Below are 15,333 nucleotides of genomic sequence, written 5' to 3' on the forward strand. Positions count from 1 at the left end.
CTGGCCCGCCAACTAAGAAATTAATTCAAGGAGAATCGTGGCTCAGAACACTGAAGAGCTGAATGAAAACACCGAGGAGCTCACCAGCTACACCTCGGAAACCCCTGACGCTGCCGAATCGGCCGTCAAGGAGCGCCCGGCCCTGACCGTTGCAGGTTCCGCAGTTGGCCGCCGCAAGGAAGCAATCGCCCGCGTGCGCGTGGTCCCCGGCACCGGCAAGTGGATCGTCAACGGCCGCGAACTGGCTGACTACTTCCCGAACAAGCTGCACCAGCAGGAAGTCAACGAGCCGTTCAAGCTCCTCGACCTCGACGGCGCATACGACGTCATTGCCCGCATCCACGGCGGCGGCGCTTCCGGCCAGGCCGGCGCACTGCGTCTCGGTGTGGCTCGCTCGCTGAACGAGATCGACCGCGAGAACAACCGTCCGGCACTGAAGAAGGCCGGCTTCCTGACTCGTGACGCCCGCGTCATCGAGCGCAAGAAGGCTGGTCTCAAGAAGGCCCGCAAGGCGCCTCAGTACTCCAAGCGCTAATTCAGCGCTACCCAAAGGGCAGGCGCTGGAGCGCCTGCCCTTTGGGACCCTCGCGCCGAATTGGCGCTTGGCTCCACAAGCGCTGGATCGGCGGTGTGGGTGCTTGGCTCCACAAGCGCTGGATCGGCGGTGTGGGTGCTTGGCTTCACAAGCGCTGGCTTGGCGGTGTGGGTGCTTGGCTCCACAAGCGCTGGTTTGGCGGTGTGGGTGTTTGGCTCCCCAAGCGCTAATTCAGCGGTTGGAACCAGAGGGTTTATGCAGAAGGCCCCCGGCAGTTGCCGGGGGCCTTCTGCGTTCCTGGACAAGGGTCGCGAACGGGCACCAGAGAGTTCCTCACGGCGAGAAGGCTCTGGTGCGCCGGTAGGGCCGTGATGGGCGCCCATAGGCTCTCTGTGCCGCATCGGACAGTGGGCGCCGAAATACCAAGCCAGCGGGGGAACACCGGTTCTGCAGGGGACGAAATGCGGCCGCCTGACCCGGCGGAAGGCGCCCTGCGTTTCGCCGGGGGCGATAATGAGGTGGCAGAATAGGCGCGGGGGTTGCGCCTGAACCTCCGCCGGGCAGTCCCCACGTTCCCGGTTTTCCCTGGCGGCCGCATGCTTTAAGGACTTTTTCTATGACACGACTGTTCGGTACCGACGGGGTTCGGGGCCTGGCCAACGGACTCATTACCGCAGAGGTCGCCCTTGGCCTGGCGCAGGCCGCGGCAGTTGTGCTCGGACACCGCCAGGTGCCCAGCGGCAAACGTCCGGTCGCCGTCGTGGCCCGGGACCCGCGCATCAGCGGTGACTTCATCTCCGCGGCGGTCGAAGCGGGACTGGCGAGCTCCGGCGTGGACGTCTTCGACGCCGGCATCCTCCCTACTCCTGCTGCAGCGTTCCTGGTAGCGGACCTCGAGGCGGACTTCGGTGTCATGATCTCCGCCTCCCACAACGCCGCCCCGGACAACGGCATCAAGTTCCTGGCCCGCGGCGGACAGAAGCTCGACGACGCCCTGGAAGACGCCATCGAAGCCGAGATGCAGGAACCGAGCCTCCGGCCTACCGGAGCCGAAGTGGGCCGGATCAAGCGTTTCGCGGACGCCGAGGACCGGTACGTAGTGCACCTGCTGCAGACCCTTCCCAACCGGTTGGACGGCATCAAAGTGGTGCTTGACTGCGCGCACGGTGCCGCCAGCGGCTGCTCGCCCCAGGTCTTTGCCGACGCCGGCGCGGAGGTAGTCGTCATTGGTGCGGATCCCGACGGCGTGAACATCAACGACGGATACGGTTCCACGCATCTGGGAGCCCTGCAGGCTGCCGTCCTCGAACACGGAGCTGACCTCGGCATAGCCCACGACGGCGATGCGGACCGCTGCCTGGCCGTGGACGCCGAAGGCAGCATCGTGGACGGTGACCAGATCATGGCCATCATGGCCGTAGCCATGAAAGCGTCGGGAGAACTCAAGGACGACGCACTCGTAGCCACGGTCATGAGCAATCTCGGCCTCAAGCTGGCGCTGCGCGAGGCAGGCATCAGCATCCGTGAAACCGGTGTGGGGGACCGCTACGTGCTCGAAGCCATGCGCGAAGGCGGCTACAGCCTGGGCGGTGAGCAGTCCGGCCACGTCATCTTCTCCAAGTACGCCACAACCGGTGACGGCGTCCTGACCGGCCTGCAGCTGGCCGCGCAGGTAGCCAAGACCGGGCGCAGCCTCAAGCAGCTTGCCAGCATCATGGACAAGCTCCCGCAGGTCCTGATCAACGTCAAGAACGTGGACAAGACGGCAGCAGCCACCAATGACGCCGTCCGCCAGGCCGTCATCGATGCCCAGGAAAAGCTCGGGGAAACCGGCAGGGTCCTGCTGCGGCCTTCGGGAACGGAACCCCTGGTGCGCGTCATGGTGGAAGCTGCGGACATGGACACCGCGCAGGCCGTTGCGGCCAAGCTGGCCGCGGTCGTCGAAGCGAACCTCTCGCTGAAGGCCTCCGAAAGCGCCGCAGTCTAGCCCGTCCCGCCAGCGGTGCTAATGTTTGGGGCCGCCCGGTGACTGGACCGTCCCGTGCGGGGGCTGCGCCGTCAGCGCATCCCGGATCTCCGTCAGCAGCATGACCTGCGGGTCCGCACTCTCTTCGGGCGTGATCCCCAGCCGGCGGTTCCGGCGTTCAATCATCTTGTTCATCGGCAGCACGATCACGAAGTAAACGGCCGCTGCCACGAGCAGGAAGTTGACGACGGCGGTCAGCAGGACTCCAAACTGGATCTGGTTCCCGTTGAAATTCACGGCTGCGAAACTGTCGAAGTTCGGCGACCCGACCAGGCCGGAGATAAACGGCATCAGCACCGAGTTGACCAGTGCGTTCACCACGGTCGTAAAGGCAGCGCCGATGATGACGGCGACGGCCAGGTCCAGCACGTTGCCCTTCATGATGAAGTCTTTGAATCCCTTTAGCATTCCGCCAGCGTAACCGCCGGAGTGCCTCCCGCGCCGCCCCGACCCGACGTTTCAGGTCTTGCGCAGCAGCATGCGGCTGACCGAATGGTCCGCGTCCTTGGTCAGTACCAGCTGGGCGCGGCCGCGGGTCGGCAGTACGTTGGTCACCAGGTTGGGTTCGTTGATCCGCTTCCAGATGCCGAGGGCGGTCTCGCGGGCCTCATAATCCGTGAGAGCCGCATAGCGGTGGAAATAGGATGCCGGATTGGCGAAGGCACCGCTGCGCAGTGACTGGAAACGCTGCACATACCACTCCTCGATGTAGGAGGTGCGGGCATCTACGTAGATCGAGAAGTCGAAGAAGTCGCTCAGGGCTAGGCCGGAGCGGCCATCCGGGCGGGTGCGTGCCGGCGCCAGCACATTCAGTCCTTCGACGATGAGGACGTCAGGACGCCGCACCACGATTTCCGAGTCGGGAACAATGTCATAGGTGAGGTGTGAGTACCGCGGCGCCCGCACTTCCTCCGCCCCGGACTTGACGGCGCTGACGAAGCGCAGCAGGCGGCGGCGGTCGTAGCTTTCCGGGAATCCTTTGCGTTCCATGAGTCCGCGGCGCTTCAGCTCCGCGTTCGGGTACAGGAAGCCGTCGGTGGTGATCAGCTCAACGTTCGGGGTGTCCGGCCAGCGCCGCAGCATCTCCCGAAGCACGCGGGCTGTGGTGGACTTCCCGACGGCGACCGAACCTGCGACGCCGATGACGAAGGGTGTGCGCGTGGTCTGCTCGCCAAGGAAGGTTGTGGTGGCGCTGTGCAGCTTCCCGGCCGCTGCCACATAGAGGTTCAGCAAGCGGGAAAGCGGAAGGTAGACCTCCCGGACCTCGTCCAGGTTCAGCTGGTCACCCAGCCCCCGGAGGCGCGTGATGTCCTCCTGGTTCAGCGGGGATTCAATCTCGTGGGACAGGCGTGACCAGGTTTGGCGGTCCAGCTCAACGAACGGCGTGAAGTTGGTCTCATGGCCGTTGCCGGTCGCCGGCTTCGGAGTTGGTTCGCTCACTCTAGGAATTGTGCACTGCCCCGGCGGCCAATCCAAACGGAGCAGGCCCCTGTCCGGCACAGGGAAGCAGCGCTGTTTAGACCGGCAGCCGCTCGTGCCGGTAGTCTTAGCAGCATGTGTGGAATCGTAGGTTATACAGGCCGCCCGGGTGCCGCCGCAGCAGTAGGACACAGCGCCCTGGACGTTGTCATGGAGGGCCTGAAGCGCCTCGAATACCGCGGCTATGACTCGGCCGGCGTCGCTGTGCTGACTCCCGGGGGAGTCGATTCCCGGAAGAAGTCCGGCAAGCTGGCCAACCTGGTCGCTGAGCTGGAAGCTGCGCCCCTGCCGGAGGCAACCACCGGCATCGGCCACACCCGCTGGGCCACCCACGGCGGACCCACCGACGGCAACGCACACCCCCACCTCGCGGACAATGACCGCCTTGCGCTGATCCACAACGGAATCATCGAGAACTTCGCCGAGCTCAAGGCAGAGCTCCTGGCCGCCGGCGCCGTATTCCGCTCCGAAACCGACACCGAGGTAGCAGCGGCGCTGCTGGGCAGCATCTACGCAGGCGCCGGCAACAAGGACCTCGCCCTGAGCATGCAGCTTGCCTGCCAGCGGCTGGAAGGCGCCTTCACCCTCCTGGCCGTCCACGCCGATTCCCCGGACACCGTAGTGGCCGCACGCCGGAACTCTCCCCTCGTCGTCGGCCTCGGTGACGGCGAGAACTTCCTCGGTTCGGATGTGTCAGGCTTCATCGACTTCACCCGCCGTGCCGTGGAACTGGGCCAGGACCAGATCGTCACCATCACCCCGGACAGTGTTGAGATCACGGACTTCTTCGGGGCACCCGCAGAAGGTACCGAATTCGACGTGAACTGGGACGCTGCCGCGGCCGAGAAGGGCGGCTACGACTCCTTCATGGAAAAGGAGATCAATGACCAGCCCCAGGCCGTGGCAGATACCCTGCTGGGCCGCTCCGACGCGGACGGCCGGCTGACGCTGGACGAACTTCGGGTGAGCCCGGAGGAACTGAAGTCCATCAACAAGATCATGGTCCTGGCCTGCGGCACCTCCGCCTACGCAGGGCAGGTTGCCAAGTACGCCATTGAGCACTGGTGCCGGATTCCCGTTGAGGTCGAACTCAGCCATGAGTTCCGCTACCGGGATCCAATTGTTGACTCCAACACACTGATTGTTGCCATCTCCCAGTCAGGCGAGACCATGGACACCCTCATGGCCGTCCGCTACGCCAAGGAGCAGGGCGCCAAGGTGCTGGCCATCTGCAACACCAACGGCTCCACGATTCCGCGCGAAGCAGACGCTGTCCTGTACACGCACGCAGGACCCGAGATCGCCGTCGCCTCCACAAAGGCCTTCCTCGCCCAGATCACGGCCACCTACCTGCTGGGGCTGTACCTCGCGCAGATCCGCGGCAACAAGTTCCAGGGCGAAATCAAGGACATCCTCGCGGACCTCGCCAAGGTTCCGGCCAAGATCCAGCAGGTGCTGGACAGCGCCGAGGACATCAAGGAACTGGGCAAACTGATGGCGGATACGTCTTCGGTCCTGTTCCTGGGCCGCCACGTGGGCTTCCCCGTCGCCATGGAAGGTGCACTGAAGCTGAAGGAGCTGGCGTACATCCACGCTGAAGGCTTCGCCGCCGGCGAGCTGAAGCACGGGCCGATCGCACTGATCGAAGAAGGCCAGCCGGTTTTCGTGGTTGTTCCGTCGCCGCGCGGCCGGGACTCGCTGCACGCCAAGGTGGTCTCCAACATCCAGGAGATCCGTGCCCGCGGCGCCAAGACCATCGTGATTGCAGAAGAGGGCGACGACGCCGTCAAGGCCTACGCCGAGCACATCTTCTACGTGCCGGAGACCCCGACGCTGCTCGCTCCGCTGCTGACTACGGTTCCGCTGCAGATTTTCGCCTGCGTCCTGGCAACCGCCAAGGGATACGACGTCGATCAGCCGCGTAACCTGGCCAAGTCCGTCACCGTCGAATAAACAGCCGTCAGCCAAGGGACCAGGGGGAACACCATGATTGTCGGTATCGGAGTGGACGTGGTGGATGTCCCGCGGTTCGGACGCCAGCTTGAACGCACACCCGGCCTTCGGACCCGGCTGTTCGTACCGGCCGAACGGGAACTGAACCTGCGTTCCCTGGCGGCCAGGTTTGCCGCCAAGGAAGCCGTGGCCAAGGCACTCGGTGCACCGGCCGGCATGAACTGGCAGCACTGCCAGGTTGAACTGGATGCCGCCGGGGCGCCAAAAATCCGGGTCGAGGGCACGGTTGCCGCAGCGGCAGAAGCGCGCGGCGTCCGGGTTTGGCACCTGTCGCTGAGCCACGACGGCGACCTGGCCACTGCCATGGTGGTCGCAGAAGGCTAGTCTGGTACGCATGATCAGTGCGTACTCCGGGACCGCGGTCCGTGCCGCCGAGCGCCCCCTCCTGGATGCCGGCCAGGGCGCGGAGCTCATGCAGCGGGCAGCCCACGGACTCTTCTCATTCTGTGCCGCGCTGCTCAAGGAACGGCGCGGCCGGATCTACGGCGCATCCTGCGTAGTGCTTGCCGGGGCGGGCAACAACGGGGCAGACGCGCTCTATGCGGGAGCCCGGCTGCTGAAGCGGGGCTGCGCAACCACCGCCGTCCGCACCTCCTCCAGTGCGCATGCCGAGGCCCTGTCAGCGTTCCTTGCAGCAGGAGGCCGGGTGCTGGAGCTCAGCACGGACAAAACGGACGAAGCCCTGCAGCTCTGTCGAGCCGCGGACCTGGTCCTGGACGGCGTTCTCGGAACGGGCGGCAAGGGGGGCCTGCGTGGCCCGGCAGCCCACCTGGCCGCCCTGGCACCGGCGAGGCTGCGCCGCGGGCACGCGCCCGCCGTCGTCGCCTGCGACCTGCCCAGCGGCATTGATGCCGATACCGGGCAGGCGCCCGGACCATACCTGCAAGCGGATGCCACCGTGACGTTTGGCGCCGTGAAAACCGGACTCGTTGCCGGACCCGGCGCTGAAGCGGCCGGGCATATCGAGGTGGTGGACATTGGCATCACCCCGTACCTTGGCACGCCCGCCGTGAACCGCCTGCTTGCACCGGACATCGCAGCGCTGCTGCCACGTCCGGCGGCCGGGGACCAGAAATACAGCAGGGGCGTGCTCGGCATAGCGGCCGGATCGGATACCTATCCCGGGGCAGCGGTGCTTGCAACGGGCGCTGCCCTGGCCACCGGTACCGGAATGGTCCGGTACCTGGGTCCGGAACCGGTTCGCAGGCTCATCAACCAGGCGCATCCGGAGGCTGTCTGTTCGGACAGCACCGTCCCGCTCACACATGTCCAGGCCTGGGTCGCCGGGCCCGGCGCGGGTACGGACGAGGCGCAGCGCCGCCGCGCCGTCGATGCAATGGCGTCCGGGCTCCCCTGCGTTATCGACGCCGACGCACTCTCCGCCGTCGAGCCGGGGATGGGCGAGCAGGTGATCCTCACCCCGCATGCCGGCGAGCTGACCGCGCTGCTGAACCGGCTGGGCGAGGACACCGGCCGGGAATCGATCGAAGCCGATCCGCTCACCTGGGTGCGGAAAGCCGCCGCCCTGACCGGTGCGACAGTCCTGCTGAAGGGCTGGGCAACACTGGTAGCTGCCCCCGGCGGGCCTGTCTTTAGCCAGGCCGACGCGACGCCGTGGCTCGCCACGGCGGGCAGCGGCGATACCCTCTCCGGCATCCTCGGGGCGATGCTCTCCACCGCCCGGAAGTCCTCGCCGCATCCCGGCTGCTACGCCGCGGTGGCTGCGGCAGCGGCCAGCATCCACGGCCGGGCCGGGAAGCTCGCCGCCGAGCAGGGGCCGGTCCAGCCCTCGCTGCTTCCCGAGGCTATCCGCCGGGTGATCTCGGCCATGGAACAGTGGCGTCCCGGGCCCGGAGAAGCTGGCATACTGTAGAAAAGTAAGCAGGCATAGTATCTGCCTGCTACCCACCGCAGCGAGGAGCTTTGAATGGAAGTGTGGCCCGGAGATGCCTACCCGTTGGGAGCAACCTACGACGGAAACGGCACAAATTTCGCTCTGTACAGCGAAGTAGCGGATTCCGTAACCCTCTGCCTCTATGATGACGACGGCGCTGAAACATGCATTCCGCTCACCGAAGTGGATGGCTATGTGTGGCACTGCTATCTGCCTCATGTGGTTCCGGGGCAGAAGTACGGCTACCGCGTGGACGGACCGAACGACCCCGAACAGGGCAACCGCTGCAACCCCAACAAGCTGCTGCTGGATCCCTACGCCAAGGCCGTCTCCGGGCAGGTTGACTGGAACCAGTCCCTGTTCGGCTACAACTTCGGTGACGAAGACTCCCGTAATGACGAGGACTCGGCGCCCCACATGATGAAGGCCGTGGTGGTCAACCCGTTCTTCGACTGGGACGGAGACCGCCGTCCGCGCACTGAGTACCACCAGTCCGTCATCTACGAGGCCCACGTCAAGGGCCTGACCGAGATGCACCCCGAAATTCCCGAAGAGCAGCGCGGCACGTACGCAGGCATTGCGCACCCCGCCGTGATCGCCCATCTGGAGAAGCTGGGCGTGACCGCACTTGAGCTCATGCCGGTGCACCAGTTCGTGAACGATTCAACGCTGCAGGAGAAGGGCCTCTCCAACTACTGGGGCTACAACACCATCGGCTTCTTCGCCCCGCAGAACACCTACGGCTCCACCGGGGAGGACGGCCAGCAGGTCCAGGAGTTCAAGGCCATGGTCAAGGCCCTGCACGCGGCCGGCATCGAAGTGATCCTTGACGTGGTCTACAACCACACCGCTGAGGGCAACCACATGGGACCCACCCTTTCCTTCCGCGGCATCGACAACGCGGCCTACTACCGGCTGGTGGACGACGACAAGCGCTACTACATGGATTACACGGGCACCGGCAATTCCCTGAACGTCGGCAACCCGCACTCCCTGCAGCTGATCATGGACTCGCTGCGCTACTGGGTGACTGAAATGCACGTAGACGGATTCCGTTTCGACCTCGCTTCCACCCTGGCCCGTGAGTTCTATGACGTGGACAAGCTGTCCACGTTCTTCGAGCTGGTGCAGCAGGACCCGGTTGTCTCCCAGGTCAAGCTGATCGCCGAGCCGTGGGACATCGGGCCCGGCGGCTACCAGGTGGGCAACTTTCCGCCGCAGTGGACGGAATGGAACGGCAAGTACCGTGACACGGTTCGGGACTTCTGGCGCGGCGAACCGTCGACACTGGGTGAATTTGCCTCCCGCATCACCGGTTCGGCGGACCTCTACGAGTCCTCGGGGCGGCGTCCCGTTGCCTCCATCAACTTCGTCACGGCCCACGACGGGTTTACCCTGCGGGACCTGGTTTCCTACAACGAAAAGCACAACGAAGCCAACGGCGAAGACAACAACGACGGCGAGTCCCACAACCGTTCGTGGAACTGCGGCGTTGAAGGTCCCACGGATGACCCGGAGGTCCTGTCGCTGCGCGCCCGGCAGCAGCGCAACATCCTGGCAACGCTGCTGCTCTCCCAGGGTGTCCCGATGATTTCCCACGGTGACGAGCTCGGCCGGACCCAGAACGGCAACAACAACGGCTACGCCCAGGATTCCGAGCTGACCTGGATCAACTGGGACAACATGGACGCGCCGCTGATGGAATTCACCGCTGCGGTGAACCGGCTGCGCGCAGAACACCCAACGTTCCGCCGGCGCCGGTTCTTTGACGGCCGTCCGGTGGAGCGCGGGGAAGAAGACGTCCTTCCGGACATTGTCTGGCTCAATGAGGACGGATCGCCGATGAAGCCCGAGGACTGGGACAGCCAGCTGGGCCGTTCCCTGGGCGTCTTCCTCAACGGGCAGGGCATCCGCGGCAACGACCGCCGGGGCCAGCCGATCACGGATGACAGTTTCCTGCTGTACTTCAACGCGGATGATGACGCCGTAACCGTCACGCTTCCGCCGCAGGAGTACGGGGACCTCTGGGACCAGGTCATCGATACCGCAGGGCGGGGGGCTGACTCCGAACCCATCGGCAGCGACGGGAAGCTTGAGGTCGCCGCGAAGTCGATGGTCGTGCTGCGCGCCCACCGGCAGGAAGACGAAGTCCACGACCACTCAGTAGCGGCTTCCCTCGCGGTGCTGGCCGAAGCCAGGACCCGGGAGAGCGCCGTATGAGGGCCCCCCGCTCCACGTACCGGCTCCAGCTGCATGAGGGCTTCAGCCTGCACGACGCCGCGGCCCTGGTCCCGTACCTGAAGGACCTGGGCGCGGACTGGGTCTACCTCTCGCCGCTGCTTACGGCAGAGCGGGGATCCACGCACGGCTACGACGTCACGGATCCTTCCGCCGTTGACCCGGCACGCGGCGGCCCGGAAGGACTGCAGGCGCTGTCGGACGCAGCCCACCAGGCTGGCATGGGCGTGCTGGTGGACATTGTTCCCAACCACATGGGCGTCGCGACGCCGTCCGCCAACCGATGGTGGTGGTCGGTTCTCCAGGAAGGCCGCAGCTCCCGGTACGCCGAGGCTTTCGACATCGACTGGGACGCCGGAGCAGGGCGGCTGCGCCTGCCCGTGCTGGGAGAGAACAGCGACGCCCTGGACGAGCTGCGGATCGAGGACGGGGCGCTGCACTACTACGAGCAGACCTTCCCGATCGCCGAGGGAACGTACAGCCCCGGAGACACCGCCCGTGAAGTCCATGACCGCCAGCATTATGAACTGGTGAGCTGGCGCCGCGCCGATAATGAGCTCAACTACCGGCGGTTCTTCGGCGTGAATACCCTCGCCGGTGTGCGCGTGGAAGTTCCGTGGGTTTTCGAGGAAACCCACGCTGAGGTGGGCCGCTGGTTCCGCGAAGGGCTGGTCGACGGCCTGCGGATCGACCACCCGGACGGGTTGGCGGATCCGGCAGGGTACCTGGGCCAGCTCAGCGAACTGACCGGCGGCGCCTACGTCCTGGTGGAGAAGATCCTTGAGCCGGGGGAGAAGCTCCCCGAACGCTGGCCCGTCGCCGGGACCACCGGCTACGACGCGCTGGCCGAGGTGGACCGGCTGTTCGTGGACCCGCAGGCAGCGGGACTGCTCACGGACGCATCCGACGCCGAGCCCTACCGCCACATGATCCACGACACCAAGAGGGCCGTTGCCGACGGGCTGCTGCACTCCGAGGTCCAGCGGCTGGTGCGCCTGCTGCCCGAAGACTCCGGCCTGGATGCCGCGGTGGCCGCCGACGCGATTGCCGAGCTGCTCGCCTGCTTCCCCGTGTACCGGAGCTACCTTCCCGACGGCGCCGAGTACCTGGAAGAAGCAGTCCTGAACGCGCGGGTGCGGCGTCCAGATCTTGAACCCGCCCTGGATGTCCTGGTTCCGCTGCTGCGCGGCGGGGGCACTGGATCCGGACTGGATGAACTCCCGGTCCGGTTCCAGCAGACATCCGGCATGGTCATGGCCAAGGGAGTGGAGGACACCGCGTTTTACCGCTATTCCCGGCTGACGTCGCTGAACGAGGTAGGGGCGGATCCGTCCCTGTTTGCGCTGGAACCGCATGACCTGCACCTCGCCATGCTGGTGCGGCAGCAGGAAGCACCGCTGGCGATGACCACCCTGAGCACCCACGACACCAAGCGCAGCGAAGACACCCGGGCGCGGATCAGCGTCCTGTCCGAGATACCCCGGGAATGGACCGAAGCTGTGGCCACCCTTGGCGAACTCCTGCCCCTGGGCGACCGGCCGCTGGCGGACCTGGTGTGGCAGGCGCTCGCCGGAACCTGGCCGCTGGAACGCGAACGAGCCCACGCCTATGCAGAGAAGGCGGCCCGGGAAGCTGGCCAAAGCACTACCTGGACCGCACCGGATGAGGCCTTCGAGAAGCAGCTCCATGCGCTGGTGGACGGTGCCTGGGACCACCCCGAAGCCAACGCCGTCCTCTCCTCCGTCGTCGAGCGGATTACCTCGGCGGGGTGGTCCAACGCCCTCGGTGCGAAGCTGGTGCAGCTGACCATGCCCGGAGTCCCCGACGTCTACCAGGGCACGGAGCTGTGGGACCACTCCCTGGTGGACCCGGACAACCGTCGCCCGGTGGACTACTCCCTGCGTACCGCCGTCGCCGAAGCCGGGCAGGGTCAGCCCGGCCCGGTGGACGACTCGGGGGCGGCCAAGTTGCGCGTCACCCGTGAAGCACTGCGCCTGCGGCGGGAACAGCCGGAACTCTTCAGCGGCTATTCGGCGCTGGGCAGTGAAGGACCGGCCGCGGAACACGTCTTCGGATTTGACCGCGGCGGCGCCCTCTCCCTGGTCACCAGGCTTCCCCTGGGGCTGGCGTCCGCAGGCGGCTGGCGGGGCACGACCGTCCAGCTCCCGCAGGGCAACTACACCGACCGTCTAAGCGGCAAGAGCCATAAGGGAGGAAGCGTGGAAGCTGAAGAGCTGTTCGAGCACTACCCCGTGGCCCTGCTGGTCCGCCAGGAGGCATCATGAGCAGAACGTTCAGTGTTTGGGCTCCGCGGGCACAGTCCATGAGGCTCCTCGCTGACGGACGCGAGGTGCCCATGGGAGCCGGAACCGGGGGATGGTGGCATGCCGACCATGCCCGGGACACGGAGACGGCCGGCACTGAGATCGACTACGGCTACCTCATTGATGACGCCACCACCCCGGTGCCGGATCCGCGTTCGCGCCGGCAGCCCGACGGCGTCCACGGCCTCTCCCGGACTTTCGATCCTTCCAGGTTCCAGTGGACGGACTCCGGCTGGGTCTCGCCCGGTATGGCCGGGGGAGCGATCTACGAACTGCACATTGGAACCTTCACTCCCGAGGGCACCCTGGACGCCGCCGCTGGGAAGCTTGACTACCTGGCGGACCTGGGCGTGCAGTATGTGGAGCTGATGCCGGTCAACGCCTTCAACGGCACCCACAACTGGGGTTACGACGGCGTGCTGTGGTACGCGGTCCACGAAGCCTACGGCGGGCCGGAGGCATACCAGCGCTTTGTTGACGCCGCGCATTCCCACGGGATCGGCGTCATTCAGGACGTTGTCTACAACCACCTCGGTCCCAGCGGGAACTATCTGCCGCTGTTCGGTCCTTACCTGCAGCAGGGCAGCGCCAATTCGTGGGGCGATTCGATCAACCTTGACGGTCCGCATTCGGACCCGGTCCGCGAGTACATCCTGGACAACGTGGAGATGTGGTTCCGTGACTACCACGTTGACGGCCTGCGCCTGGACGCAGTCCATGCCCTACGTGACGAGCGTGCCCTCCACATCCTGGAGGAAATGGCTGCCCTGACCGACGACCTCTCCGCGGACCTGGGCGGAACCCTGTTCCTGATCGCTGAGTCGGACCTGAACAATCCCCGTCTGATCACGCCCAGGCACCTCAACGGCTACGGGATTGCGGGCCAGTGGTCCGACGACTTCCACCACGCGGTGCACACGAACCTCACCGCCGAAACGCAGGGGTACTACGCGGACTTCGATTCCCTCGACGCCATTGCGAGGGTCATCACCAACGGCTACTTCCATGACGGCAGCTTCTCCTCCTTCCGGCAGCGCAGCCACGGCCGGCCGCTGGACACGTCCGTGATTACTCCGCGTCAGCTGGTGGTTGCGGTGCAGAACCATGACCAGATCGGCAACCGGGCGGCCGGAGACCGGAACACGGCTGTCCTGGGCTATGACCAGCTGGCGCTCGCCGCCGTCCTGAACCTCTCGTCGTCGAACACTCCCATGATCTTCATGGGTGAGGAGTTCGGGGCGTCCACCCCCTGGCAGTTCTTCACGTCCCATCCGGAAGAAGCACTGGGAACGGCTACGGCTGAGGGGCGGCTCGCTGAGTTCGCGCGGATGGGCTGGGACCCGTCCCTGGTTCCCGACCCCCAGGATCCCGAGACGTTCATCCGCTCAAAACTGGACTGGTCCGAAGTCGGCAATGACGGGCATGCCAGGCTGCACCGGCTCTACCGCGACCTGTTGGCGCTGCGCCGGACAGTGCCGGAACTGACTGAACCCGATTTCCGGAATATCAGCGTGGACTTTGACGAGATATCGCGGTGGCTGACCATTCACCGCGGGGGCGTCGTCGTCGCCCTGAATTTCGCTGACTCTCCGCGCGAACTGCCCATTCCCGTGAGCGGAAGTGTGCGGGTCCTGCTGGAGACCGCGCCGCTGTCGACATACGACGGCGGCGTGGAACTTCCTGGCTACGGCGCGGCGATCCTCACCGGGAGCGGCCAGGACTGACGACGCCGCTTCCTCGATTCGCGGCGGCAGCGGTGGCAGGATGGAGCCATGACTTTTACTCCCGCGGAAGACCGTTACGAATCCATGCCGTACCGCCGTGTTGGCCGCAGCGGACTGCACTTGCCGGCCGTGTCGCTTGGCCTGTGGCACAACTTCGGAGATGACGTAGCGTTCGAGACCCAGCGCTCCATCCTGCGCCGGGCCTTCGACCTTGGAGTCACGCACTTCGACCTGGCCAACAACTACGGTCCGCCGTACGGCAGCGCAGAAACCAACTTCGGCCGCCATATGAAGGACGACTTCCGGCCCTTCCGGGACGAACTCATCATTTCCAGCAAGGCCGGATATGACATGTGGCCGGGGCCCTACGGAAACTGGGGCTCCCGGAAATACCTCCTGGCGAGCCTGGACCAGTCACTTGAACGCATGGGACTGGACTATGTGGACATTTTCTACAGCCACCGTCCGGACCCGGACACACCGCTCGAGGAGACCATGGGCGCGCTCGACACCGCGGTGCGTTCGGGCCGGGCACTGTACGCCGGTATCTCGTCCTACTCTGCGGAGAAGACCATCGAGGCTGCGCGCATCCTCCGGGAGATGGGCACGCCGCTGCTGATCCACCAGCCCTCCTACTCCATGCTGAACCGGTGGGTGGAACAGGGCGAGCCGAACCTGTTCCAAGCCCTTGAAGAGACCGGCGCAGGGTCCATCGCCTTCTCGCCGCTCGCGCAGGGCCTGCTGACGAACAAATACCTCGGCGGCGTGCCGGAGAACTCCCGCGCCGCAGCCGGAAAGTCACTCGACCCGTCGCAGCTCTCCGACGAAAACCTGGACCGGGTACGCGGATTGAACCGCATCGCCGAGTCCCGCGGACAGACGCTGGCACAGATGGCGATCGCGTGGGTACTGCGTACCCAGCGCAACGGTACCGCCATCACGTCCGCGCTGGTGGGCGCTTCCAGCGTCAAGCAGCTCGAAGACAGCCTGGCGGCAGTCCGGAAGCTGGATTTCACGGACTCGGAGCTCGCGGAGATTGACACCTTTGCGCAGGACTCGGATATCAATCTCTGGGCTGCAGCCCTCGACGCCTGAGCCAC

Annotated in this window: 11 protein-coding genes; 9 read left to right on the forward strand and 2 right to left on the reverse strand. The window is 65.7% G+C overall.

Annotated features, from left to right (window positions below):
- Positions 1-37: 37 nt before the first annotated feature.
- Together rpsI and glmM are read left to right on the forward strand one after the other, a co-directional pair.
- Positions 38-535 (forward strand): 30S ribosomal protein S9, encoded by a 498-nt coding sequence (gene rpsI / locus ACSLGO_RS02265; RefSeq protein ID WP_091602713.1) that lies wholly within the window; start codon positions 38-40, stop codon positions 533-535.
- A gap of 616 nt (positions 536-1,151) precedes the next feature.
- Positions 1,152-2,522 carry a phosphoglucosamine mutase gene (gene glmM, locus ACSLGO_RS02270; protein WP_152273694.1) on the forward strand — a complete coding sequence of 457 codons (1,371 nt, stop codon included), beginning with the start codon at positions 1,152-1,154 and terminating at the stop codon, positions 2,520-2,522.
- Positions 2,523-2,540: 18 nt separating this feature from the next.
- Here the strand turns inward: glmM and mscL are convergent, their stop codons facing one another.
- Together mscL and coaA are read right to left on the reverse strand one after the other, a co-directional pair.
- A complete protein-coding gene (mscL, locus tag ACSLGO_RS02275; protein ID WP_091602719.1) occupies positions 2,541-2,969 on the reverse strand; it encodes a large conductance mechanosensitive channel protein MscL in 429 nt (142 codons plus the stop codon).
- Between the two features lie 51 nt (positions 2,970-3,020).
- Positions 3,021-4,001, reverse strand: coding sequence for a type I pantothenate kinase (gene coaA / locus ACSLGO_RS02280; protein ID WP_263127402.1), 981 nt, complete (start codon positions 3,999-4,001; stop codon positions 3,021-3,023).
- 114 nt (positions 4,002-4,115) lie between these two features.
- On the opposite strand from coaA, the gene glmS reads away from it, so the two are divergent.
- Genes glmS through mgrA form a run of 7 tightly spaced genes read left to right on the forward strand, consistent with a single transcriptional unit; the run spans position 4,116 to position 15,328 of the window.
- The gene (gene glmS, locus ACSLGO_RS02285; protein WP_091602725.1) at positions 4,116-5,993 is read left to right on the forward strand and encodes a glutamine--fructose-6-phosphate transaminase (isomerizing); all 1,878 of its coding nucleotides are present in this window, start codon (positions 4,116-4,118) and stop codon (positions 5,991-5,993) included.
- A gap of 33 nt (positions 5,994-6,026) precedes the next feature.
- Entirely contained in the window at positions 6,027-6,377 is a 351-nt protein-coding gene (locus ACSLGO_RS02290; protein ID WP_091602728.1) for a holo-ACP synthase, read from the forward strand.
- Between the two features lie 10 nt (positions 6,378-6,387).
- The gene (locus tag ACSLGO_RS02295; protein WP_386916987.1) at positions 6,388-7,926 is read left to right on the forward strand and encodes an NAD(P)H-hydrate dehydratase; all 1,539 of its coding nucleotides are present in this window, start codon (positions 6,388-6,390) and stop codon (positions 7,924-7,926) included.
- Between the two features lie 54 nt (positions 7,927-7,980).
- A complete protein-coding gene (gene glgX / locus ACSLGO_RS02300) occupies positions 7,981-10,167 on the forward strand; it encodes a glycogen debranching protein GlgX (RefSeq protein ID WP_325785795.1) in 2,187 nt (728 codons plus the stop codon).
- Entirely contained in the window at positions 10,164-12,470 is a 2,307-nt protein-coding gene (gene treY, locus ACSLGO_RS02305; RefSeq protein WP_325785794.1) for a malto-oligosyltrehalose synthase, read from the forward strand. Before glgX ends, treY begins: the two co-directional genes overlap by 4 nt.
- On the forward strand, positions 12,467-14,233 hold the full coding sequence (gene treZ, locus ACSLGO_RS02310; protein ID WP_263127394.1) for a malto-oligosyltrehalose trehalohydrolase: 1,767 nt from the start codon (positions 12,467-12,469) through the stop codon (positions 14,231-14,233). The genes treY and treZ overlap by 4 nt, the downstream gene beginning before the upstream one ends.
- A gap of 48 nt (positions 14,234-14,281) precedes the next feature.
- On the forward strand, positions 14,282-15,328 hold the full coding sequence (mgrA, locus tag ACSLGO_RS02315; protein ID WP_263127392.1) for an L-glyceraldehyde 3-phosphate reductase: 1,047 nt from the start codon (positions 14,282-14,284) through the stop codon (positions 15,326-15,328).
- The last annotated feature ends 5 nt before the right edge of the window (positions 15,329-15,333 follow it).

It is taken from the genome of Arthrobacter sp. IK3 (genome assembly GCF_051337705.1).
Classification (GTDB): domain Bacteria; phylum Actinomycetota; class Actinomycetes; order Actinomycetales; family Micrococcaceae; genus Arthrobacter_B; species Arthrobacter_B koreensis.